General features: G+C 63.8%; 24 protein-coding genes. 11 read left to right on the top strand and 13 right to left on the bottom strand.

Features of this window, described 5'->3' with window-relative positions; all coding sequences use genetic code 11:
• Positions 1 to 104: 104 nt before the first annotated feature.
• Positions 105 to 914, top strand: coding sequence for a CheR family methyltransferase (locus KHO27_RS23405; protein WP_214500848.1), 810 nt, complete (start codon positions 105 to 107; stop codon positions 912 to 914).
• 117 nt (positions 915 to 1,031) lie between these two features.
• A complete protein-coding gene (locus KHO27_RS23400) occupies positions 1,032 to 1,688 on the top strand; it encodes a response regulator (RefSeq protein WP_102683455.1) in 657 nt (218 codons plus the stop codon).
• On the opposite strand, the gene KHO27_RS23395 is transcribed toward KHO27_RS23400, so the two are convergent.
• A complete protein-coding gene (locus tag KHO27_RS23395; RefSeq protein WP_110700176.1) occupies positions 1,678 to 2,112 on the bottom strand; it encodes an acyl-CoA thioesterase in 435 nt (144 codons plus the stop codon). The two genes, KHO27_RS23400 and KHO27_RS23395, sit on opposite strands and share 11 nt — an antisense overlap.
• Before the next feature lie 126 nt (positions 2,113 to 2,238).
• On the opposite strand from KHO27_RS23395, the gene KHO27_RS23390 reads away from it, so the two are divergent.
• Both KHO27_RS23390 and KHO27_RS23385 read left to right on the top strand, forming a co-directional pair.
• On the top strand, positions 2,239 to 2,682 hold the full coding sequence (locus KHO27_RS23390; protein ID WP_214500847.1) for a ParC-related protein: 444 nt from the start codon (positions 2,239 to 2,241) through the stop codon (positions 2,680 to 2,682).
• Positions 2,682 to 2,954: a type II toxin-antitoxin system RelE/ParE family toxin gene (locus KHO27_RS23385; RefSeq protein WP_214500846.1), complete on the top strand. Its 273-nt coding sequence runs from the start codon at positions 2,682 to 2,684 to the stop codon at positions 2,952 to 2,954. Before KHO27_RS23390 ends, KHO27_RS23385 begins: the two co-directional genes overlap by 1 nt.
• 58 nt (positions 2,955 to 3,012) lie before the next feature.
• On the opposite strand, the gene KHO27_RS23380 is transcribed toward KHO27_RS23385, so the two are convergent.
• Together KHO27_RS23380 and hslO are read right to left on the bottom strand one after the other, a co-directional pair.
• Positions 3,013 to 4,554 (bottom strand): phosphoenolpyruvate carboxykinase, encoded by a 1,542-nt coding sequence (locus tag KHO27_RS23380; RefSeq protein WP_102683456.1) that lies wholly within the window; start codon positions 4,552 to 4,554, stop codon positions 3,013 to 3,015.
• 179 nt (positions 4,555 to 4,733) lie between these two features.
• Positions 4,734 to 5,636, bottom strand: a complete 903-nt coding sequence (gene hslO, locus KHO27_RS23375) for an Hsp33 family molecular chaperone HslO (protein WP_110700172.1) — start codon at positions 5,634 to 5,636, stop codon at positions 4,734 to 4,736.
• Positions 5,637 to 5,744: 108 nt separating this feature from the next.
• Between hslO and KHO27_RS23370 the strand changes: the two genes are divergently transcribed.
• Positions 5,745 to 6,545: a phosphatase PAP2 family protein gene (locus tag KHO27_RS23370; RefSeq protein ID WP_214500845.1), complete on the top strand. Its 801-nt coding sequence runs from the start codon at positions 5,745 to 5,747 to the stop codon at positions 6,543 to 6,545.
• A gap of 29 nt (positions 6,546 to 6,574) precedes the next feature.
• Here the strand turns inward: KHO27_RS23370 and KHO27_RS23365 are convergent, their stop codons facing one another.
• Positions 6,575 to 6,976: an RNA-binding S4 domain-containing protein gene (locus tag KHO27_RS23365; protein ID WP_214500844.1), complete on the bottom strand. Its 402-nt coding sequence runs from the start codon at positions 6,974 to 6,976 to the stop codon at positions 6,575 to 6,577.
• Between the two features lie 109 nt (positions 6,977 to 7,085).
• Between KHO27_RS23365 and rimB the strand changes: the two genes are divergently transcribed.
• Entirely contained in the window at positions 7,086 to 7,568 is a 483-nt protein-coding gene (gene rimB, locus KHO27_RS23360; protein WP_110700168.1) for a retropepsin-like aspartic endopeptidase RimB, read from the top strand.
• Positions 7,565 to 8,470, top strand: coding sequence for a 30S ribosomal protein S6--L-glutamate ligase (rimK, locus tag KHO27_RS23355; RefSeq protein WP_046857513.1), 906 nt, complete (start codon positions 7,565 to 7,567; stop codon positions 8,468 to 8,470). The genes rimB and rimK overlap by 4 nt, the downstream gene beginning before the upstream one ends.
• A 30-nt stretch (positions 8,471 to 8,500) precedes the next feature.
• Here rimK and KHO27_RS23350 read toward each other — a convergent pair whose 3' ends face one another.
• Both KHO27_RS23350 and ompR read right to left on the bottom strand, forming a co-directional pair.
• Complete coding sequence (locus KHO27_RS23350; protein WP_214500843.1) at positions 8,501 to 9,814, bottom strand: ATP-binding protein; 1,314 nt, start codon at positions 9,812 to 9,814, stop codon at positions 8,501 to 8,503.
• Between the two features lie 94 nt (positions 9,815 to 9,908).
• Positions 9,909 to 10,649, bottom strand: coding sequence for an osmolarity response regulator transcription factor OmpR (ompR, locus tag KHO27_RS23345; RefSeq protein ID WP_102683460.1), 741 nt, complete (start codon positions 10,647 to 10,649; stop codon positions 9,909 to 9,911).
• Positions 10,650 to 10,878: 229 nt separating this feature from the next.
• Here ompR and KHO27_RS23340 point away from each other — a divergent pair, with 229 nt between their 5' ends.
• From KHO27_RS23340 to KHO27_RS23325, 4 genes are all read left to right on the top strand, one after another.
• On the top strand, positions 10,879 to 13,203 hold the full coding sequence (locus KHO27_RS23340) for a Tex family protein (RefSeq protein WP_214500842.1): 2,325 nt from the start codon (positions 10,879 to 10,881) through the stop codon (positions 13,201 to 13,203).
• Positions 13,203 to 13,586, top strand: coding sequence for a PaaI family thioesterase (locus KHO27_RS23335; protein ID WP_214500841.1), 384 nt, complete (start codon positions 13,203 to 13,205; stop codon positions 13,584 to 13,586). The genes KHO27_RS23340 and KHO27_RS23335 overlap by 1 nt, the downstream gene beginning before the upstream one ends.
• 241 nt (positions 13,587 to 13,827) lie before the next feature.
• Positions 13,828 to 15,405: a glutamate--cysteine ligase gene (gene gshA / locus KHO27_RS23330; RefSeq protein ID WP_502937579.1), complete on the top strand. Its 1,578-nt coding sequence runs from the start codon at positions 13,828 to 13,830 to the stop codon at positions 15,403 to 15,405.
• Positions 15,405 to 16,031, top strand: coding sequence for a TetR/AcrR family transcriptional regulator (locus KHO27_RS23325; RefSeq protein WP_110700160.1), 627 nt, complete (start codon positions 15,405 to 15,407; stop codon positions 16,029 to 16,031). Before gshA ends, KHO27_RS23325 begins: the two co-directional genes overlap by 1 nt.
• Before the next feature lie 128 nt (positions 16,032 to 16,159).
• Here KHO27_RS23325 and KHO27_RS23320 read toward each other — a convergent pair whose 3' ends face one another.
• From KHO27_RS23320 to KHO27_RS23290, 7 genes are all read right to left on the bottom strand, one after another.
• Positions 16,160 to 16,375: a TOBE domain-containing protein gene (locus KHO27_RS23320; RefSeq protein ID WP_008095172.1), complete on the bottom strand. Its 216-nt coding sequence runs from the start codon at positions 16,373 to 16,375 to the stop codon at positions 16,160 to 16,162.
• Positions 16,376 to 16,405: 30 nt separating this feature from the next.
• Positions 16,406 to 17,218: an aliphatic sulfonates ABC transporter ATP-binding protein gene (ssuB, locus tag KHO27_RS23315; protein ID WP_038707158.1), complete on the bottom strand. Its 813-nt coding sequence runs from the start codon at positions 17,216 to 17,218 to the stop codon at positions 16,406 to 16,408.
• A complete protein-coding gene (gene ssuC, locus KHO27_RS23310) occupies positions 17,218 to 18,015 on the bottom strand; it encodes an aliphatic sulfonate ABC transporter permease SsuC (RefSeq protein ID WP_046857519.1) in 798 nt (265 codons plus the stop codon). The genes ssuB and ssuC overlap by 1 nt, the downstream gene beginning before the upstream one ends.
• Positions 18,016 to 18,026: 11 nt before the next feature.
• A complete protein-coding gene (ssuD, locus tag KHO27_RS23305) occupies positions 18,027 to 19,175 on the bottom strand; it encodes an FMNH2-dependent alkanesulfonate monooxygenase (protein WP_038707156.1) in 1,149 nt (382 codons plus the stop codon).
• A gap of 60 nt (positions 19,176 to 19,235) precedes the next feature.
• Positions 19,236 to 20,201 (bottom strand): sulfonate ABC transporter substrate-binding protein, encoded by a 966-nt coding sequence (locus KHO27_RS23300; protein WP_102683466.1) that lies wholly within the window; start codon positions 20,199 to 20,201, stop codon positions 19,236 to 19,238.
• A 95-nt stretch (positions 20,202 to 20,296) separates the two neighbouring features.
• Complete coding sequence (gene ssuE, locus KHO27_RS23295; protein ID WP_104444633.1) at positions 20,297 to 20,890, bottom strand: NADPH-dependent FMN reductase; 594 nt, start codon at positions 20,888 to 20,890, stop codon at positions 20,297 to 20,299.
• Between the two features lie 219 nt (positions 20,891 to 21,109).
• Positions 21,110 to 21,748 carry a peroxiredoxin gene (locus KHO27_RS23290; protein ID WP_110700156.1) on the bottom strand — a complete coding sequence of 213 codons (639 nt, stop codon included), beginning with the start codon at positions 21,746 to 21,748 and terminating at the stop codon, positions 21,110 to 21,112.
• Positions 21,749 to 21,905: the final 157 nt, after the last annotated feature.

Below are 21,905 nucleotides of genomic sequence, written 5' to 3'. Positions count from 1 at the left end.
AGCCACTAGTTATCATCGCTGTTTCGACCACGTACAGGACGCAGGGAATGCGCGCGACCTTCACCGATCTCATCTGTCTGCCCCGAGCCAGGAGAGGCTGAAGGATGCCCAGCCGCCGCCCGCCACTGCTCAGCGAAGCCGGCTTTGCTTCGATACGCCAGCGCGTGATGCAGGCTACCGGCGTGCAACTGGCCGATGATCGCCGGGCCGTGGTCGCGGCACGTCTGCACAAGCGCCTGAAAGCGCTGGGCCTGGCTAGCTTCGAGCATTACCTCAGCTTGCTCGAAAGCCCACAGGGCACAAACGAGCACGAGCACCTGCTGCGCCTGCTGGTCGCCCGCGACAGCTACTTCTTTCGCGAACATCGCCATTTCGAATGCCTAGCCCGCTGGCTGGCCGAGCTCGACCACCCCGCTCGCCTGTGGAGCGCAGCCTGCGCCACCGGCGAGGAGGCCTGGAGCCTGGCCATGGTCGCCGCAGAAAAAGCCCGCCACCCAGGCTGGCAGCTGCTGGCCAGCGATTTCGACCCGCAACTGCTGGAAACCGCAGGCGCCGGGATCTACGACATCGCCCAGGCCCGCTACTTCCCCGAGGGCTGGCTGACCCAGCACTGCCTGTGCGGTGTCGGCGAGATGGCCGGGCGACTACGCATCGCACCCGCCCTGCGCGAACAGGTACGCTTCGAGGCCATCAACCTGATCCGGCCCCTGCCTGCCCACCTCGGCAGCTTCGACGTCATCTTGTTGCGCAACCTGCTGTCGAGCCTGGCGCCACGCTACAAGAGCGAGATGCTCCAGCAGCTGCTGGCGCACCTGCGCCCCGGTGGCCTGCTGATCATCGGCCACAGCGAAAGCGTCCACGCGCTGGGCCTGCCACTGCGCCCGCTACTGCCGTCGGTGTTTGAACGCCTATGATAATAGGCACTGCCGCGCCAATCGGCAGACAAGGACTGATCGCGCAGTTGCGCGGCAGTGCGCTTTCGGATCGAGCAGGCCTGCCGCCCCCTTCCCTTGCGAAACAGGCCCTAATCCATGCCTTGCCGAATCCTGCTTGCCGATCATTCGCCCCTCTTCCGCGCCGGCCTGCGTGCCTTGCTGGAGCAGAAGAAAGATTTCGTCGTGGTGGGCGACACCGGTGATGCCATGAATGCCGTGAGCCTGGCCGAAAAGCTCAAGCCGGACATCGTGGTGCTCGACATGAGCGGCGAACTGGACGGCCAACAGGCCCTGCAGGAACTGTTCATCCGCGCTCCCGCCAGCCGGGTGCTGATGTTCTCGCCACGCTCGGAGCTTGAGCATGTAATGAGCTGCCTGCAGCTCGGCGCCCATGGTTTCCTACTCAAGAACGCCACGGTGACCGAGCTGGAGCAGGCCCTGCAGACCCTGCGCGGCGGTGGCCAGTACCTGTCTTCGGCGGTGCTGCCGATGGTCATCGGCCAGGCCCTCAAGCACAGCCGCAAGCGCGTTGCCAATCAGGTCCAGCCGCCGCCCCTGACCACCCGCCAGCTGGAGATCCTGCGCCTGATCGCCCGGGGCGAGACCACTCGCTCCATCGCCGACGGCCTGGGGTTGAGCATCAAGACCGTAGAGGCGCACCGCTCGCAGATCATGCACCGCCTGCAGATCCACGACGTGCCCGGCCTGGTGCTGTTCGCCGTGCGCGAAGGGATCATTCGCCTCAACGATTGAGTGACAGCCCGGCGAGGATCAGTTGCAGCGTTTCCGGAAGTGCCGCCGGGCGGCCCGACACGCGTTCGATGAACACCTGCACCACCCCACCCGCCGCGCAGGCTTCGGTCTCGCCCGGGCGGAACAGCGCCAGGCTGAACTCAACGGTGCTGCCCGCCAGACGGGTCACCCCCAGGCCCACCTCAAGCACGTCGGGAAAGCCAGGCAAGGCGAAGAAGTCTGCCGCAGAACTCACGACGAAAGCGGCCAGCTCACCGTCGCGCAGGTCCAGCTCGGCCTGTTCGACCAGGAAAGCCTGGATCGCGGTTTCGAAGAAGGCATGCACGGTGGAACCGGCAAGGTGGCCATTGTGGTCGTTGTCCTGGGGACGGGTGAGGATGGGGTGGAAATGGGAGAAGGCGGAGCGTTGGGGGGATTCTGTCATGAGAACAACCTTATTTCCTTTGCATGTCAGCGAAGCTTCCCACATAGGCTTGGGAACGCCTATAGTCGCAATCAACAATAGATTGCATAAGATAGTACGCGTCCCATGAAACCGAGACATACCCCCGTGCCGACTCTGCAACTGAATCATGCCAACCTCAGCCGCCTGGCTGAAAGACGTCGAATCAACGCCACCCATATCGTTGGGCAACCCGGAGGCTGGGCTGTTCAGGTGGATGTCGACGATCAGGAGCATGTACTCACCGCACAGCGTAGCGGCAACGTGCGGCTGTTCAAGAAGCTAGAGACGCTGGTCAGCTACCTGCATGACTTGGGTATCGACCATTTCGAAGTCGATAGCTCGATATGGGATGCGCGACAGACCGCCACCTATCAGCGGCCGGATCGCGCCCAGGCACTCAAAAGAGCACATGAGGCGGCGGCCTACGACGCCTGGTTCAGCGAACAGGTCGAAGCAAGCCGTCGCGATTCATCACCCGCGCTGGATGACGAAGAGGTCGAGAAGTTCTTTGCCGCCCGCAGAGCCGAGCTGAGAGCCAAAAACCGCTGATGCGCCTTGTCTGGTCGACAATGGCTCGCAATGATCGTCTGCGCATCATGACTCTCGTTGCACAAGACAATCCGGCAGCGGCCGAGGCACTGGATGAAGCCTTCAGGGAAAAGGCCAGACGCGCCGCTCGCAATCCGCGTCTGTACAAGCCCGGCAGATGCGTTGATACACACGAAATTGTGGTAACGCCCAATTACGTGATGATCTATCAGGTACAGGATGACGAAGTCGACATCCTCCGAATCCTGCATGCACGGCAACAGTGGCCATGATTTCAACCACGAAAAAGCCGCCCCGAGGGGCGGCTTCCTTATCCGAACCGGCAGCAGCTTACAGCTGCGGACCAGCGGCCTTGATGGCGTCGGAAACGTCGAACTTCTTGAAGTTCTCGGTGAACAGTGTGGCCAGGCCCTTGGCAGCTTCGTCGTAGGCAGCCTTGTCAGCCCAAGTGTTGCGCGGGTTGAGCAGCTCGGTCTCGACGCCCGGAACGACCTTCGGCACGTCCAGGTTGATGATGTCCAGGTGCTCGGTTTCTGCACCGACCAGCGCGCCGCTCTGGATGGCAGCGATCACGCCACGGGTGGTGGGGATGCTGAAACGCTTGCCAACGCCGTAGCCACCACCGGTCCAGCCAGTGTTGACCAGGTAGACCTTGGAGCCGAACGCCTTGATGCGCTTGATCAGCAGCTCGGCGTAGACGCCGGCTGGGCGCGGGAAGAACGGTGCGCCGAAGCAGGTGGAGAAGGTCGACTTGATGCCGCTCCCCGAACCCATTTCGGTGGAACCGACCAGCGCGGTGTAGCCGGACAGGAAGTGGTAGGCCGCCTGCTCGTTGTTCAGGATCGACACTGGAGGCAGCACGCCGGTCAGGTCGCAGGTCAGGAAGATGACCGCATTCGGCTCACCGCCCAGGTTCTTCTCGGAGACCTTGGCTACGTGGGTCAGCGGGTAGGCTGCACGGCTGTTCTGGGTCAGGCTCACGTCGGCGTAGTCGGCGTGCTTGGCATCGTCGATGACGACGTTTTCCAGCACGGCGCCGTGCTTGATGGCTTTCCAGATGACCGGCTCGTTTTTCTCGGACAGGTCGATGCACTTGGCATAGCAACCGCCTTCGATGTTGAAGACCACGCCTTCGCCCCAACCGTGCTCGTCGTCACCGATCAGGTAACGGCTTTCGTCGGCCGACAGGGTGGTCTTGCCGGTGCCGGACAGGCCGAAGAACAGGGTGACGTCACCCGCTTCGCCGATGTTGGCGGCGCAGTGCATCGGCAGCACGTCGGCGGCCGGCAGCAGGAAGTTCTGCACAGAGAACATGGCTTTCTTCATTTCACCGGCGTAACGCATGCCGGCGATCAGCACTTTCTTCTGGGCGAAGTTGATGATCACGCAGCCGTCGGAGTTGGTGCCGTCACGCTCTGGCACGCACTCGAAGTTGGCGACGTTGAGAACCTGCCACTCATCGCGGCCAGCCGGGTTGTACTGGGCCGGGTTGATGAACAGGCAACGGCCGAACAGGTTCTGCCAGGCAGTCTGGGTGGTCATCTTGACCGGCAGGTAGTGATCGGCGGCAGCGCCTACGTGAACGTAGGAAACGAAGTGATCCTGGGCGTTGTTGAACGCCTCGACGCGGTCCCACAGGGCATCGAACTTGTCGGCCGGGAACTTGCGGTTGATCGGGCCCCAGCCAATTTGGTCCTGGGTGGAAGGTTCTTCGACGATGAAACGGTCAGCCGGCGAACGGCCGGTGCGGTGACCGGTTTCCACCACCAGCGCGCCGGTATCGGCCAGCACGCCTTCACCGCGGGACAGCGCTTCTTTTACCAGCTCATCGACGCTCAGGTCGGTGTACACGGTGTTGTTGGCTTGCGTCATGAGATACCCCATCCGGCCCGAGGCCGAGTGCTCCAAACGTTTTGTAGTTGTCTCGAAAAAACTACTACAGCGAAAAAAGTGGCCGGATTATGCCAGAAAAGCCCAAAAAAAGTAGGCCCCTCCTGTCAGAACTGCGCTTTTGCGCAATTCGACAGGAGTATTTCCTGTAGTGAACCGTTTCAGTGCTGAGTTTCTGATGGCGCCTCGGTGCCACCGCCAGCAAACAATTGCGCAACATCGCTCGCGTCGAACACATAACGCTCGTTGCAGAACTGGCAATCGATCTCGACCTGGCCGCCACATTCGGCCACCAGCGCATTGGCATCCTGCTCGCCGAGGCTGACCAAGGCGTTGCCGGAGCGCTCGCGCGAGCAGCTGCAGCGGAAGCGTAGCGGCTGGATATCGAACAGGCGAACCGCGTCCTCGTGGTACAGGCGGTGCAGCACGGTTTCGTTGTCCAGGCCGAGCAGTTCCTCGATCTTCACGGTGTTGGCCAGAGCCTTGACGTGAGCCCAGCTTTCCTCGCGCTCCTCGCTGTCCTTGTGGATCTCGGCCGGCAGCTGCTGCACCAGCAGGCCACGGGCGCGGGCGCCATCGGCGGCCAGGGAGATGCAGGTGTTCACCTGCTGCGACATGACGAAGTAGTTGGTGAAGCACTCCGACAGGTCCTTGCCGTCCAGCTCGACGGTGCCCTGGTAACGCTGGCCGTTGACCGGAATGATGGTCAGCACCAGGTGACCACCCGGCATCAGATCGGCAAGGCTGGCATCCGCCTTGATCTGCTCGGCCTCGTAGCGCGCCAGGCCACGGATGTCGTGCTCGCTGGTGTACTCGATGGCTAGCAGCGGAACCGGGCCCTGGGACTGCGCCTGGAGCACCAGCAACCCGTCGAACTTCAGGGTGCCGACCAGCAGCGCGGCGGCGGCCATCAGTTCACCGAGCAGATGCTTTACCGGCTGCGGGTAGTCGTGCTTGGCCAGCACCTCGGCGTAGCTGCTTTCGAGCACGACCATCTCGCCGCGCACATCGCGGTCGTCGAACAGGAAGCGTTGGGTGAAATCGGTATCTGGCAAGTCGCTCATGGTTGTCTGGCTTTCTGAAAATGGTTACAAAATAATTACAGGAGACTGAAAGGTCTGTCGCAGAGCGCTCACAAGGCGCTCATTTCCTGCTGGATATCGAGGTATTTTATGGACAATCGACCACTGTTCCAAGCAAGGTGGTCCTGGGGACCTTTGGCAGCCTGCACCCTGCTGCCCATCGCACTACTGTGTTTCTGGTTGTGGCCCGTTGGCCAGATCCTTTGCCTGACATTCGACGAGTGGCTGTTCCACAGCCTCAATGCGCCACTGGCCGACAGCACCACCTGGCGCTACATCTGGACCGTTGGCAGCCTGCGCCCGTTCGACATCGTCGTCGGCCTGATCCTTCTGGCAGTGCTTATCCGTGGTGACTGGGTGTTCAAGGCAGTCCAGGTCCGCCAGGCCTTTTTCGGTTTTCTGATCACGCTACTCCTCTTAGTGGTGATTCGCGCGCTGTTTTCCAAGTGGGTCGATGCAGCCGGGTGGCAACACAAGAGCCCGTCGATGATGTTCGACGACGTGGTGCACCTCAGTGACTACTACCCGAACCTGGAGGCGGCCTGGGAGCTCAAGGACCGCTCGAGCAAGAGTTTCCCCGGGGATCACGCCTCGGTGCTGCTGGTCTGGGCACTGTTCATGAGCCTGTTCAGCCGCCGCCCGCTGCAGTACCTGCTGGTGTGGGGGCTGGCCCTGCTGTTCATGCTGCCGCGTCTGGTCGCCGGTGCCCACTGGGGGCAGGATGACTACATCGGTGGTTTGCTGATGGCGGTGCTGGCGTTGGGCTGGAGCTGCTACACGCCGCTGGCGGCCAAAGGCAGCGCAGCGGTGCTGCGCTGGACGGCACCGCTGTTCGACCTGCTGGGCAGGTTGCCGTTGATCGGGCGGATGAGCGTGATTCGCGCCGCCTGATTGTTCACGGGGCCGCTACGCGGCCCTCGTCACTCGAAACTGCCGTGCAGCTGGTGAATCTGCCGGCGCTGCTTCTTGGTCGGCCGCCCGTCGGTGGTCACGCCCATCGCCCCTGCCTTGCGCATTTCAGCGGCCTGCTCGCGGCGCTTCACACTCTCGGTGGTTTCCTCGTACAACGTCTGTGCTTCGGGCGCGCCACGGCGCACCACCGACAATGCCCTGACCACCACGGTGCGCTCGTCGAAACCGGTGCGTAGCACGAACTCATCGCCCACCCGTGGCTCCTTGCCCGGCTTGCAGCGCTCGCCCCGGCAGTGCACCTTGCCACTTTCAATGGCCGCCTTGGCCAATGCGCGGGTCTTGTAGAAGCGCGCTGCCCACAGCCATTTGTCCAGGCGTACCTTGTCGTCGTCTTCAGGCTTTTGTGCCATGGTTTTTCCTCGAATTCTGTCTTTCACGGAACTGTACTACCGTGACTGACAGATGCAAAAAGTCCGTGCCGTCATTACAGTTCACCTCCTTATCCGCAGGGCACGCTTAGTGAAGACATTTGACCACCTGACTGTGATCGGCCTGCGCGAGTGGGTCGCCCTGCCCGGCCTCGGCGTCGCCGGCCTGCGCGCCAAGATCGACACCGGCGCCAGTACCTCCAGCCTGCACGCCACGGAGGTCGAGCCGTTCGAGCGCGATGGCCAGCAATGGGTACGCTTCACCGCTCACCTGGGCTCGGTGGTGCAACTGCGCCGCCGGCGCTGCGAAGCGCCCATGGTCACCATGAAGACGATCAAGAGCTCCAACGGCCATGCCCAGACCCGCTACGTGATCCGCACGCCCCTGGCGCTCGGTGACCGGGTCTGGGAGGTCGAGTTCACCCTGGCCTGCCGCAAGAGCATGCGCTATCGCCTGCTGCTCGGCTCGAAGGCGCTCATCCACGGCCAACTGGTAGTCAACCCCGGCCTCAAGTACGTTCAGGACAAACCGGCCTTCGCGGCCACCCTTTCCCCTGTCACAGGTGCTGCATGAAGATCGCTGTGCTGTCGCGCAATCCGCGTCTGTATTCCACCCGCCGCCTGGTCGAGGCCGGTACCCAGCGGGGCCACGAAGTGGTGGTGATCGACACGCTCCGGGCCTATATGAACATTGCCAGCCACAAGCCGCAGATCCACTACCGCGGCAAACCCCTGGAAGGCTTCGACGCGGTCATTCCGCGCATCGGCGCCTCGGTCACCTTCTATGGCTGCGCGGTGCTGCGCCAGTTCGAGATGATGGGCGTCTACCCGCTCAACGAATCGGTGGCCATCGCCCGCTCGCGGGACAAGCTGCGCTCGCTGCAATTGCTGTCGCGGCGCGGTATTGGCCTGCCGGTCACCGGCTTCGCCCACTCGCCGGACGACATCCCCGACCTGATCCAGATGGTCAACGGCGCGCCGCTGGTAATCAAGGTGCTCGAAGGCACACAGGGCATCGGGGTGGTGCTGTGCGAGACCACCAAGGCCGCCGAGTCGGTGATCGAGGCGTTCATGGGCCTGAAGCAGAACATCATGGTCCAGGAGTACATCAAGGAGGCCGGTGGCGCCGATATCCGCTGCTTCGTGGTCGGCGACAAGGTGATCGCCTCGATGAAGCGCCAGGCCAAGCCGGGCGAGTTCCGCTCCAACCTGCATCGCGGGGGCGTGGCCAGCCTGATCAAGATCACCCCTGAAGAACGCATGACCGCGATTCGCGCAGCAAAGGTGATGGGGCTGAGCGTGGCGGGTGTGGATATCCTGCGTTCGAATCATGGGCCGCTGGTGATGGAAGTGAACTCGTCGCCGGGCCTGGAGGGGATCGAGGTGACTACCGGCAAGGACGTGGCCGGGATGATCATCGAGCACCTGGAAAAGAACAGCGGGCCGAATCAGACGCGGACCAAGGGCAAGGGTTGATATTCCGGGGCCGCTTTGCGGCCCCGGCAATCACACGGCGTTACGCGGCAGCAACAACCCCAACGGTAACCGCACCCGCGCCTCGATCCCGCCACCAGAGCGGTTGCGCAACTCGACATTGCCGCCATGCTGCGCGGCGATACGCTTGACGATGGCCAGCCCCAGCCCGGTACCCTTGCCGCCCCGCGCCCGGTCGCCACGGATGAACGGGTTGAAGATGGTCTCCAGCTCCGACTCGTCGATGCCCGTCCCCCGATCCAGCACGCTGAGCACCACATAAGGCGCGCTCTGGTCACCCGACACATAGGCCGCTACCTCGACCCCCTTGCCGGCGTGATGCAGGGCGTTGCCGATCAGGTTGCCCAGCATGCGCTTGAGCGAGACACGGCGCAGCGGGAACGGTGGAATCGGCTCCAGGCACAGGCGCACCTGCTCCTCGTGCTGGTTATAGGGGGCTACCACCTCGTAGATCAGGTCGTTTAGGTCGACTTCCTCCACCGGTTCGTCACGCCCGTCACGAATGAACGCCAGGAACTGGTCGAGGATCGCGTCCATGTCCTCGATATCGCGGACCATGTCTTCGCTGAGGTCGCTTTCGTTGCCCATCAGCGACAGCGACAGCCGCAGCCGGGTCAGCGGCGTGCGCAAGTCGTGGGAAACGCCCGCCAGCATCAGCTCGCGTTCGCGCCCAGCCTGCTCGACATCTTCGGCCATCTGGTTGAACGCCCGATACACTTCGGTCATTTCGCTGGGTGTATCACTGATCGGCAAGCGCACGCTGCGCCCCTGGCCCAGCTGGCGGGCGGCGAACACCAGACGCTTGAGCGGCTGGTTGAGCTGGCGCACGAAGATCCAGGCCGAAGCCGTGGACAGCAAGCCGATGGCCAGGAACCAGCCAAGCACGTTCCAGATCTTCTGCCCGCGCAGCGGATGCGGATACAGCGGCACCTTGAGCCAGCCCGGGCCCAGGCTCGGGGCGTTCACCCACAGTGCGGGCGGCGCGTGGATACGCAACCGCACTTCGGTGTCCTCGCCCAGCTCGGCCTGCATCTGGCGCTGGTAGATCTCGCTGTAGGGCCAGTGCTGCTCGCCCTCCGGCACGCCGGCGCCGGTCACGCGGATCAGGCCGGCGGCCTCGGCAATCTGGTCGCGGTTCTCTTCATCCGCTGCCCAATAGGCACGCAGCGTCAGGGCCACGCCGTGGCTGTACTGGCGGTCGACCAGCACGTCCTCGTTCATCAGCAGGTACACGAGCGTCAGCGCCTTGGAGAACAGCACGACGATCAGCACCAGCCAGAGGGTGCGGGCGAAGAAGCTTTGCGGGAACCAGAGAGGCGTTTTCATCGATCAACTACTGTGCTGAAAAGGCCGGTCGCCGTAGACGAAAACAGGGCGACCCGCATGGGTCGCCCTGCTGCACCCTGACGAGCCGGCAGGCTCATTTGCCGGCGTTTCCGTCCGGCACGAAGACGTAGCCCACACCCCATACGGTCTGGATGTAACGCGGCTTGGAAGGATCGGGCTCGATCATCCGGCGCAGGCGCGAGATCTGCACGTCGATGGAACGCTCCAGGGCATCCCACTCACGGCCACGGGCCAGGTTCATCAGTTTGTCGCGGGTCAGCGGCTCGCGAGCATGCATCACCAGGGCCTTGAGCACGGCGAACTCGCCGGTGGTGAGCATGTGCGTTTCTTCACCGCGCTTGAGCTCGCGGGTGGCCAGCGACAATTCGTAGTCGCCAAAGGTGACGGTCTCTTCCTCGCTGCCCGGCGCGCCTGGCACAGCCGGGGCCTGGCGGCGCAGCACGGCCTTGACCCGGGCCACCAGCTCATCCGGGTTGAACGGCTTGGCCAGGTAGTCATCGGCACCAAGCTCCAGCCCCTTGATACGACTGAGCTCATCGCCCTTGGCGGTGAGCATGATGATCGGAATCTGGTTGTTCGAGGCGCGCAGGCGCTTGCACGCGGACAGGCCGTCCTCGCCAGGCAACATCAGGTCGAGCACCACCAGGTTGAACACTTCACGGGCCAGCAGGCGATCCATCTGTTCGACGTTGGGCACGCTGCGGACACGGAAGCCCTTGCTGGTGAAGAAACGGTCCAGCAGGCTGCTCAGGCCCGGATCGTCGTCGACGATGAGAATCTTGTCGCCTTCTACGGCGTTTGCGGTGCTGGTCATGAATTACTCCTCTGATATCGCCGCGCATTATGGCGTAGCCATTGCCGCGCGTGCCGTGTGCATTGTTAGCAGATTTTTCCCGCCGTGCCACTGTCGCCCCATCGACGACTGGCGCCGCGCCATCACCGCAAGCCCGGCCCGATGGGTATAATGCGCGGCTTTCACCCAGTGTCGCCGGGGCTGAACGCCCACCCGCGGCCTTGCATTCACTATTTGTCAGGTGGTTTTCATGGACAGCATCAACAGCCGTATCGCCGAGGAACTGGGCGTGCGCCCACAACAGGTCGAAGCGGCCGTGGGCCTGTTGGACGAAGGATCGACCGTGCCCTTCATCGCCCGTTACCGCAAGGAAGTGACCGGCAGCCTGGACGACACCCAATTGCGCCACCTGGAAGAGCGCCTGCGCTACCTGCGCGAGCTCGACGAGCGCCGTGCCAGCATCCTGGCCAGCATCGAGGAGCAGGGCAAGCTGACTCCGGAGCTGGCCCGCGAGATCAAGCTCGCCGACACCAAGACCCGCCTCGAAGACCTTTACCTGCCGTACAAGCAGAAGCGCCGCACCAAGGGCCAGATCGCCCTGGAAGCAGGCCTGGGGGAGCTGGCCGACGGTCTATTCAACGATCCGCAGTTGAACCCGGAAAGCGAAGCGGCACGTTTCGTCGACGCCGAAAAAGGCGTGGCCGACGTGAAGGCCGCCCTGGAAGGCGCCAAGTACATCCTGATGGAGCGCTTCGCCGAAGATGCCGCCTTGCTCGACAAGCTGCGCAGCTTCCTCAAGCAGGAAGCGGTACTGACCGCCCGCGTGGTCGCTGGCAAGGAAGAGGAAGGCGCCAAGTTCCGCGACTACTTCGCCCACGACGAACTGCTGCGCACCGCGCCGTCGCACCGTGCCCTGGCGATCTTCCGCGGGCGCAACGAAGGCGTGCTGAGCGCCTCGCTGAAGGTCGGCGAAGAACTGCCGGGCACCCTGCACCCGTGCGAGGTGATGATCGGCAACCATGTCGGCATCGAAAACCGCAACCGCCCCGCCGACAAGTGGCTGGGCGAGGTGGTGCGCTGGACCTGGAAGGTCAAGCTCTACACCCACCTGGAAACCGACCTGTTCGGCGAGCTGCGCGACAACGCCGAAGGCGAGGCGATCAACGTCTTCGCCCACAACCTGCACGACCTGCTGCTGGCCGCCCCGGCCGGCCCGCGCGCCACCCTGGGCTTCGACCCGGGCCTGCGCACCGGCTGCAAGATTGCCGTGGTCGACGCCACCGGCAAGCTGCTGGACTACACCACGGTCTACCCGCACGCGCCCAAGAATGACTGGGACCGCACCATCTCCATCATGGCCGCGCTGTGCGCCAAGCACTCGGTGGAGCTGATCGCCATCGGCAACGGCACCGCCAGCCGCGAGAGCGACAAGCTGGTGGCGGAGCTGGTGAAGAAGTACCCGGCACTGAAGATCACCAAGATTATGGTTTCCGAGGCTGGCGCTTCGGTGTACTCGGCCTCTGAACTGGCCGCCCGCGAGTTCCCGGACCTGGACGTGTCGATCCGCGGCGCGGTGTCCATCGCCCGCCGTCTGCAGGACCCGCTGGCCGAACTGGTGAAGATCGACCCGAAATCCATCGGTGTCGGCCAGTACCAGCACGACGTGTCGCAGGTGAAACTGGCCCGTGGCCTGGACGCCGTGGTCGAGGACTGCGTGAACGCCGTGGGCGTGGACGTCAACACCGCCTCGGTGGCGCTGCTGACGCGCATTTCCGGCCTCAATGCCACCCTGGCGCAGAATATCGTCGCCCACCGCGACGCCAACGGCCCGTTCGCCACCCGCGCCGCGCTGAAAAAGGTCAGCCGCCTGGGCGAGAAAACCTTCGAGCAGGCCGCCGGCTTCCTGCGTGTGATGAACGGCGACAACCCGCTGGACGCCTCGGCGGTGCACCCGGAAGCCTACCCACTGGTGCAGCGCATCGCCGCCGACACCGACCGCGACATCCGCTCGCTGATCGGCGACAGCAGCTTCCTCAAGCGCCTGGATCCGAAGAAATTCACCGACGAGTCCTTCGGCCTGCCGACCGTCACCGACATCCTCCAGGAACTCGACAAACCAGGTCGCGACCCGCGTCCGGAGTTCAAGACTGCCACCTTCCAGGACGGCGTCGAGGACCTGAAGGACCTGGAACCCGGCATGATCCTCGAAGGCGTGGTGACCAACGTCACCAACTTCGGTGCTTTCGTCGACATCGGCGTGCACCAGGATGGCCTGGTACACATCTCGGCGCTGTCGGAGAAGTTCGTCAAGGATCCGCGTGAAGCGGTCAAGGCCGGCGACGTGGTCAAGGTCAAGGTCATGGAAGTGGACATCCCGCGCAAGCGCGTCGGCCTGTCCATGCGCATGAGCGACACCCCGGGCGAGAAGGTCGAGGGCAACCGTGGCGGCAGCCGCGGCAATGGCGGCAACCGCCAGCAGCAGGCGCCTCGCCAGCGCGAGACCGCCACCGCCGCGCCGGCCAACAACGCCATGGCGGCGCTGTTCGCCAACGCCAAGCAACTGAAGAAGAAGTGATGGAAGTACCGAAGGAGTACGTCGAAAGCGCCTTCAGCCAGCTCCTCGGCTGCCGCCTGCAACGCCTGGATACGGGTGTTGCAGAGGTGGCCCTGGCACTTGAGCCGCACCTGCGCAATCGTGGCCAGAAGCTGCACGGCGGGGCGATCTTCAGCCTGGTCGACATCGCCATGGGCCTGGCCTGCTCGGCCAGCCATGGCTTCGACCAGCAGAGCGTGACCATCGAATGCAAGATCAACTACATGCGCGCCGTCAGCGAGGGCGAGGTCGTGTGCACCGCCCGGGTGCTGCATGCGGGACGGCGCACCCTCGTGGTCGACGCCGACGTGCTCCAGGACGACAAGCTGGTGGCCAAGGCGCAGGGAACCTTCGCGGTTCTCTAGCTGACAAGCCCCGATCTGCGGTATTTTCGGCGTAATGCTGTACACCTGATCGCGGGGCAAGCCCGCTCCCACGAATGCTTCTACGTTTCGTGGGAGTGGGCTTGCCCCGCGATCAGACGCATACAGGCCAGCGACGGAACCGCGTAAACCAGGCGACAACGCCAGTTCCTTTCCCAACTACCCTTGTAGACCGTCATCTCTACCCCCATATTGGGGCGACTGACGCGTGAAGGAATCCATCTTGAGCGACCTCCTCAACCGCCGCCTGAGTCTGCTCGGCGACAATATCGACCTGCTCACGCAGTGCCTGCACGGCATTGAGCGCGAATGCCTGCGCGTGACCAAAGAAGGTCGCCTGGCCCAGACCCCACACCCCGAAGCACTGGGTTCGGCGCTGACCAACGAGCAGATCACCACCGACTATTCCGAGTCGCTGCTGGAGTTCATCACCCCAGCCCTGGCGGACCCTGCCAAAGTGCTCGAAAGCCTCGAACAGACCCACCGCTTCGTCTACAGCAAGCTGGGCGACGAACTGCTGTGGAGCCCGTCGATGCCCTGCGCACTGCCGGCCGAAGAAGACATCCCGATCGCCGAGTACGGCAGCTCGAACATCGGCAAGCTCAAGCACGTGTACCGCAAGGGCCTGGCCCTGCGTTACGGCCGCACCATGCAATGCATCGCCGGCATCCATTACAACTTCTCGCTGCCCGAGGCGCTGTGGCCGCTGTTGCGCGATGCCGAAGGCGGCGAGCAGGACGACCGCGACTACCAGTCCTCGGCCTATATCGCGCTGATCCGCAACTTCCGCCGCTACAGCTGGCTGCTGATGTACCTGTTCGGCGCGTCCCCGGCCCTGGACAAAGGCTTCCTGCGCGGCCGCCCGCACCAGCTCGAAGAGCTTGACGCCGAAACACTGTACCTGCCCTATGCCACCAGCCTGCGCATGAGCGACCTGGGCTACCAGAGCAACGCCCAGGCGGGCCTGACGCCCTGCTACAACAACCTGGCCAGCTACACCGATAGCCTGCGCAAGGCCGTCGGCACGCCCTACCCGCCCTATGTCGAGGTCGGCACGCACGTCGATGGCGAGTGGGTGCAGTTGAACACCAACATCCTGCAGATCGAGAACGAGTACTACTCGAACATCCGCCCCAAGCGCGTGACCTACACCGGCGAGCGGCCGATCCAGGCCCTGACCTCGCGTGGCGTGCAATACGTGGAAGTGCGCTGCCTGGACATCAACCCGTTCCTGCCAGTGGGCATCGACCTGACCGAAGCCCGTTTCCTCGACGCCTTCCTGCTGTTCTGCGCCCTCGAAGAAAGCCCGCAACTGGACAACGGCGAGTGCGGCCAGTGCACCGACAACTTCCTCACCGTGGTCAAGGAAGGTCGGCGCCCGGGCCTGGAGCTGCGCCGTGACGGCCAACCGGTCGCATTGAAGGAATGGGCAAGCGAACTGATCGAACGGATCGGCCAGCTGGCCGGGCTGCTCGACCGTGCCCAGGGTGGCAATGACCACGCCAAGGCCCTGGAGGTACAGCAGGCCAAGGTCGAAGACCCCGAGTTGACGCCATCGGCCCAGGTGCTGGCGCGCATGACCGAACACGACGAAACTTTCGTCCAGTTCTCCCTGCGCCAGAGCCGCCTGCACGCCGAGAGCTTCCGCGAGCAACCACTGAGCAGCGCGCAGCAACAGGCCTTCGAAACCCTTGCACGCGAATCGATCGCCAAGCAGTCCGAGCTGGAACAGGAAGAGGTCGGTGACTTCGACCTGTTCGTTGGCGCCTACCAGGCCAGCATCCTGGCAATCAGCAACTGATGAACCGCACCGCCACCCCGCGCAAGCCACGCGCCAGCAGCCAGGCCAGGATCGAAGCGATCCTGGCCGCGGCGCGCGAGCTGCTGGCAGGCCAAGGTGTGGCGGGGTTGTCGATCTACAGCGTGGCCGAACGGGCGCAGATCCCGCCATCGTCGGTGTATCACTTCTTCGCCAGCGTGCCGGCCTTGCTGGAGGCGCTGACCGCCGACGTGCATCGGGCTTTTCGCGAAGCCTTGAGCGCACCGATCGACAGCGCGGCGTTCAGCACCTGGCATGGCCTGTCGCGGCTGATCGAGCAGCGCATGCTCGACATCTACAACGAGGACGCCGCGGCGCGGCAGCTGATCCTCGCCCAGCATGGTTTGAGCGAAGTGGTCCAGGCTGATCGCCAGCATGATCTGGAACTGGGCGAGTTGATGCACCAACTGTTCGACCGGCATTTTCAGTTGCCAGCGATGCCAGGAGATGTGCACGTGTTCGCCCTGGCGATGGAACTGAGCGATCGGGTGTATGCCCGCTCGATGCAGCTGCATGAGGCGATCACACCACGCATGGCGGAGGAAGGGATGCGCGTGTTCGAGGCGTATCTGGGTTTGTACCTGCCGCCCTACTTGGCCAAACGCTGATTCGGCGTGGGAGCGGGCTTGCCCCGCGATGGCGCCAAGTCAGGCCACGTAGATGTGTCGACTGACGCCATCGCGGGGCAAGTCGCAACGGCGCACCGCCGCTCCCACAGGTCCGGCGGTGCAAACCATCACAACTTGGCGATGGACACCTCGGTCGATTTCACGAAGGCGATCACCTCGCTGCCCACCTGCAACTCGAGCTCCTTCACGGAACGGGTGGTAATCACCGAAGTGACGATGCCAGAGGCGGTCTGCACGTCGATTTCCGAGAGTACCGGGCCTTCGAGAATTTCCTTCACGGTGCCTTTGAACTGGTTGCGAACGTTGATGGCTTTGATGGTCATGGCGTCATTCCTTTTTGCGGTTTCGGGGATTCAATGAGCCCAACGCAACTGCGTGGGCAACGGGGCGACAGGTTCCGGATCGGGCGGCGTGCCCGGGACGGAGAGAACACGGTTGAGCACTTCGCTTTCCAGCGCCGCCAAGCGGTGCGAACCCCGCACCCGGGGTCGCGGCAGGTCGATGACCAGGTCCAGGCCGACGGCGCCGTCTTCGATCAGGATCACCCGGTCGGCCACGGCGACGGCTTCGCTGACGTCGTGGGTGACCAGCAGCACGGTGAAACCGTGCTGGCGCCAAAGGCGCTCGATCAGTTGCTGCATCTCGATACGGGTCAGGGCGTCCAGCGCGCCCAAGGGCTCATCCAGCAGCAGCAGGCGCGGCTGATGAATGAGCGCCCGGGCCAGGGCCACCCGCTGTTTCTGGCCACCGGACAAGGCCGCCGGCCACTCATTGGCGCGATCGACCAGGCCGACCGCCTCCAGGGCTTCCAGGGCGCGTGGCCGCCAGTTGCCGGACAACCCCAGGCCGACGTTGTCGATCACCTTCTTCCAGGGCAGCAGGCGCGCGTCCTGGAACATCAGCCGGGTATCCTCGCGGGCCTCGGCAAGCGCTGCGGCGCCCGCCAGCAATTGGCCGCCGCTGGGCTGGTCGAGCCCGGCCAGCAGGCGCAGCAAAGTGCTTTTACCGCAACCACTGCGACCAACGATGGCGACGAACTGGCCAGCCGGAATGTGCAGATCAATCCCGCGCAGCACTTCACGCTGGCCGAACGTACGACGCAGGTCCCGGGCCGCCAGGGGGATGCCACGCAGCAGGCGTGGCGGTTGTGCCTTGAGCACCGTCATCACGCGCCCTCCTTCTTCGCCACCTGGTAGGCCGGGTGCCAACGCAGCCACACACGCTCCAGGCCACGGGCGGCCAGGTCGGCCAGCTTGCCGAGTACCGCGTACAGGACGATGGCCAGCACCACCACGTCGGTCTGCAGGAATTCGCGGGCGTTCATCGCCAGATAGCCGATACCGGCATTGGCCGAGATGGTCTCGGCGACGATCAACGTCAGCCACATGAAACCCAGGGCGAAACGCACGCCGACCAGGATCGAAGGCAGCGCCCCCGGCAGGATCACCTGACGGAACAGCGCGAAGCCCGACAGCCCGTAGCTGCGCGCCATCTCCACCAGCGCCGGATCGACATTGCGGATCCCGTGATAGGTGTTCAGGTAGATGGGGAACAGCGTCCCCAGGGCCACCAGGAAAATCTTTGCCGACTCGTCGATGCCGAACCACAGGATCACCAGCGGGATCAGCGCCAGGTGCGGCACGTTGCGGATCATCTGCACCGAACTGTCGAGCAGGCGCTCGCCCCAGTTCGACAGGCCGGTGATGAAGCCGAGCAACAGGCCTAGACTGCCGCCGATCACGAAGCCCAGGCCGGCACGCCAGCCGCTGATGGCCAGGTGGGTCCAGATCTGGCCACTGCGCACCAGCTCGACGCCGGCGCTGACCACCGCGCTCGGCGCCGGCAGGATGCGGGTCGACAGCCAGCCTGCGCTGACCGCCAACTGCCATACCGCCAGCAGCAGGATCGGCAGGGCCCACGGCGCCAGGCGCTTGGACCAGGTGGTGGTGGATGCACGACTCATGGCCCCGGCCCTCAGCTCTGCGACACGGACTTGGGCAGGATGTCGTTGGCGACCATTTCACCGAACGGGCTTACGTAGCCGCCGGTTTTCGGCTGCTCCGGGCGCTGCACGTCCAGATGCGGGAACAGCAGCTCGGCGACCCGGTACGACTCTTCGAGGTGTGGATAACCCGAGAAGATGAAGGTATCGATGCCAAGATCGGCGTATTCCTTGACCCGCGCCGCGACGGTCGGGCCATCGCCCACCAGCGCGGTGCCGGCGCCACCCCGTACCAGGCCGACGCCGGCCCACAGGTTCGGCGCCACTTCGAGCTTGTCGCGCTTGCCACCGTGCAGCGCGGCCATGCGCTGCTGGCCGACCGAGTCGAAGCGCGCCAGCGACGCCTGTGCGCGGGCGATGGTGTCGTCGTCCAGGTGCGAGATCAGCCTGTCGGCGGCAGCCCAGGCCTCCTCGTTGGTTTCCCGCACAATCACGTGCAAGCGAATGCCGAAGCGCACCTCACGGCCCTGGGCGGCCGCTTTCTCACGTACCGCAGCAATCTTCTCGGCCACCGCGGCCGGCGGCTCGCCCCAGGTCAGGTACAGCTCGACCTGCTCGGCGGCCAGGTCCTGGGCAGCGTCAGACGAGCCACCGAAGTACAGCGGTGGGCGCGGCTGCTGGATCGGCGGGTAGAGCAGCTTGGCGCCTTTGACCTGGATGTGCTTGCCGTCGTAGTCGACCGTTTCGCCTTCGAGCACCTTGCGCCAGATACGGGTGAATTCCACCGACGCCTCATAGCGTTCCTGGTGGTTCAGGTGCAGGCCATCACCGGCCAGTTCGTCCGGATCGCCACCGGTCACCAGGTTGAACAATGCACGGCCGTTGGACAGACGATCCAGGGTGGCGGCCTGGCGTGCAGCCACGGTCGGCGAGATGATCCCCGGGCGCAGGGCCACCAGGAACTTCAGGCGCTCGGTCACCGGGATCAGCGACGCCGCCACCAGCCAGGAGTCCTCGCAGGAACGTCCAGTGGGGATCAGCACGCCGCCGAAGCCCAGGCGGTCGGCGGCCTGGGCGATCTGGCTCAGGTAGCCGTGATCGACGGCGCGGGCGCCTTCGCTGGTGCCCAGGTACTTGCCGTCACCATGGGTAGGGAGGAACCAGAAAATGTTAAGGCTCATTGGAGTTGTCTCCTCAAGGGTGGCTCATGCCGGGGCGACGCCCCGGCGCAGGCGAAACGTTCAAGGCGCACTGGCGACCTTGGCCGGGGGTGTCCAGATCACGTCCTTGATGCTCAAGGGCTTGGGAATCAGCTTCAGGGCCTGGAAGGTGTCGGCAATCTTCTGCTGTGCGGCGATCACTTCCGGGGTCAGCGGCGCGGCTCCGTAGCCTTGGCGCTTGACCGACGTCAGGGTGATGTCGGCGGGCAGGCCGAGCAGCGGCGCAACCTGGTCGGTGACCTGCTGCGGATTGGCCTGGGACCATTCGCCCACGGCGCGCACTTCTTCGACCAGGGTGTTGATCACCGCCGGGTGCTGGGTGGCATAGCTGCGGGTGGCGAGATAGAACTGATGGTTGTCGACCAGGTCCTTGCCGTCACGCAGGGTGCGTGCCTGCAGCTGTTGCTCGGCGGCGGCCTGGTACGGATCCCAGATCACCCAGGCATCGACACTGCCGCGCTCGAAGGCGGCGCGGGCATCGGCCGGGGGCAGGTAGACGGGCTGGATATCGGTGTACTTGAGACCGGCGTCTTCAAGGGCACGGACCAGCAGGTAATGCACGTTGGAACCCTTGTTGAGGGCCACTTTCCTGCCCTTGAGTTCCTTCACAGACTGGATCGTCGACCCCTTCGGCACCAGGATCGCCTCGCTGTGCGGGGCTGGCGGCTCATAGGCGACGTAGAGCAGGTCGGCGCCCGCGGCCTGGGCGAACACCGGCGGCGTTTCGCCGGTCACGCCAAAGTCGATGGAGCCGACGTTGAGCCCCTCGAGCAGCTGTGGACCGCCGGGGAACTCGGTCCATTGCACGTCGATGCCCTGTTCCTTCAGGCGCTTTTCCAGCGAGCCCTTGGCCTTGAGCAGCACCAGGGTGCCGTATTTCTGGTAACCGATACGCAGGCTCTCGGCCTGGGCTTGGCTGATGGCGCCGAAGGACACAGCCGCCGCGAACAGGGCGACCAGACCACGACGCAAGAAGACTGTGCGCATGGCGCTCTCCTGTGCGAGTTGGGTTCGGGTAGCACCTGCTTGCCTCGTTGGCGGGCGAGTAAGGTGGGGACAGCGATGGAGCGGTCAAGCCTGGTTCAGATACTCCAGCGGGCACTGATCAGGCGTTCGTTGAGCACGCCGGGGGCGACAGGTTGGGGCCGGCGCGCCATGGCGCTGTGGAATGTTTCCAGCGAATCCTGCAGGCGCTGCTCCAGGGCAGCGGCCAGTTGTGCGGGCCTGGCGCCCTCACCGTAGGCAATCTGGCTGTCGTCGGCGAAGATCCCTTGCAGGGTCTCCTGCGCCTTGAGGGCCGACAGCACGGGCTTGAGCGCGTAGTCCACGGCCAACATGTGGGCGATGCTGCCACCGGTTGCGATCGGCAACACCACCTTGTGTTCCAGGGCCCGCTCGGGCAGCAGGTCGAGCAAGGTCTTCAAGGCCCCGGCGAAGGACGCCTTGTACACCGGGGTGGCCACCACCAGGCCGTCGGCCTGGGCTACAAGTTCGTTGAAGTGGCGCACCTGCGGGCTGTCGAAACGGGCATGCAGCAGATCTTCGGCGGGAAACTCACGCACCTGGAAGGTCACCACTTCGACGCCACGCTCTTGCAGCCAGTCGCGCGAGCGTTCTAGCAGCACGCCGGAGCGTGAACGAAGACTGGGGCTACCACCGACAGAGACAACCAGCATTGAAAGCGCTTCCTTCGATTCGATTGCAGGGCCGCGAGGGGTTGTCCCCGCTGGATGTAACGACATTAACAGCTCGTCACATATACCTATAAATCATATTTTTTCATTTGTTTATTCCATTTGTGAATTTCTGATTCGTTGTAGCCACGCAATAAAAAAGGGCCGTCGAAACGGCCCGAAGATCCCTGCTTGGCTAAGAGCAATGCAACGAGGAATGCTTCAACGATTGGGTTGCGGGGTCAGCCGCAGATAGGGTTTCACCGCCCGATACCCTTTCGGGAAACGACGTTTGATTTCATCTTCGTCCTTGAGCGAAGGCACGATCACTACCTCATCGCCGTCCTGCCAGTTGCCCGGCGTGGCGACCTTGTAGTTGTCGGTCAGCTGCAGCGAGTCGATCACCCGCAGGATCTCGTTGAAGTTGCGCCCGGTACTGGCCGGATAGGTAATGGTCAGGCGCACCTTCTTGTTCGGATCGATGACGAACAGCGAGCGCACGGTCAGGGTGTCGTTGGCGTTGGGGTGGATCAGGTCGTACAGGTCGGACACCTTGCGGTCGGCATCGGCGATGATCGGGAAGTTGACCACGGTGTTCTGGGTCTCGTTGATATCGTCGATCCACTTGTGGTGCGAGTCCACCGGGTCCACCGACAGGGCGATGGCCTTGACCCCGCGCCTGGCGAAGTCATCCTTGAGCTTGGCGGTCAGGCCCAGTTCGGTGGTGCACACCGGGGTGAAGTCGGCCGGATGGGAGAACAGCACACCCCAGCTGTCGCCCAGCCATTCGTGGAAACGGATCTTGCCGGCGCTGGAATCCTGTTCGAAATCGGGGGCGATATCGCCAAGTTTGAGGCTCATGGAAGCGGCTCCTGTGCTGTGTCTGGCCTTGTGGGTTCAATGTGCCTGCTTCCAGATAAAAATAAAAAGAATAAATATCGATTTATTTATAACTAGAAAGAATACAAATACGCAGGCACAAAAAAGCCTCGCATCAGGCGAGGCTTTTTTGCGTAGC

Origin of the sequence: Pseudomonas sp. RC3H12 (genome assembly GCF_018596375.1) — a bacterium.
Taxonomy (GTDB): Bacteria; Pseudomonadota; Gammaproteobacteria; order Pseudomonadales; family Pseudomonadaceae; genus Aquipseudomonas.
The sequence above is the reverse complement of the archived record's forward strand: the minus strand, read 5'-3'. Positions and strand labels throughout refer to the sequence as shown.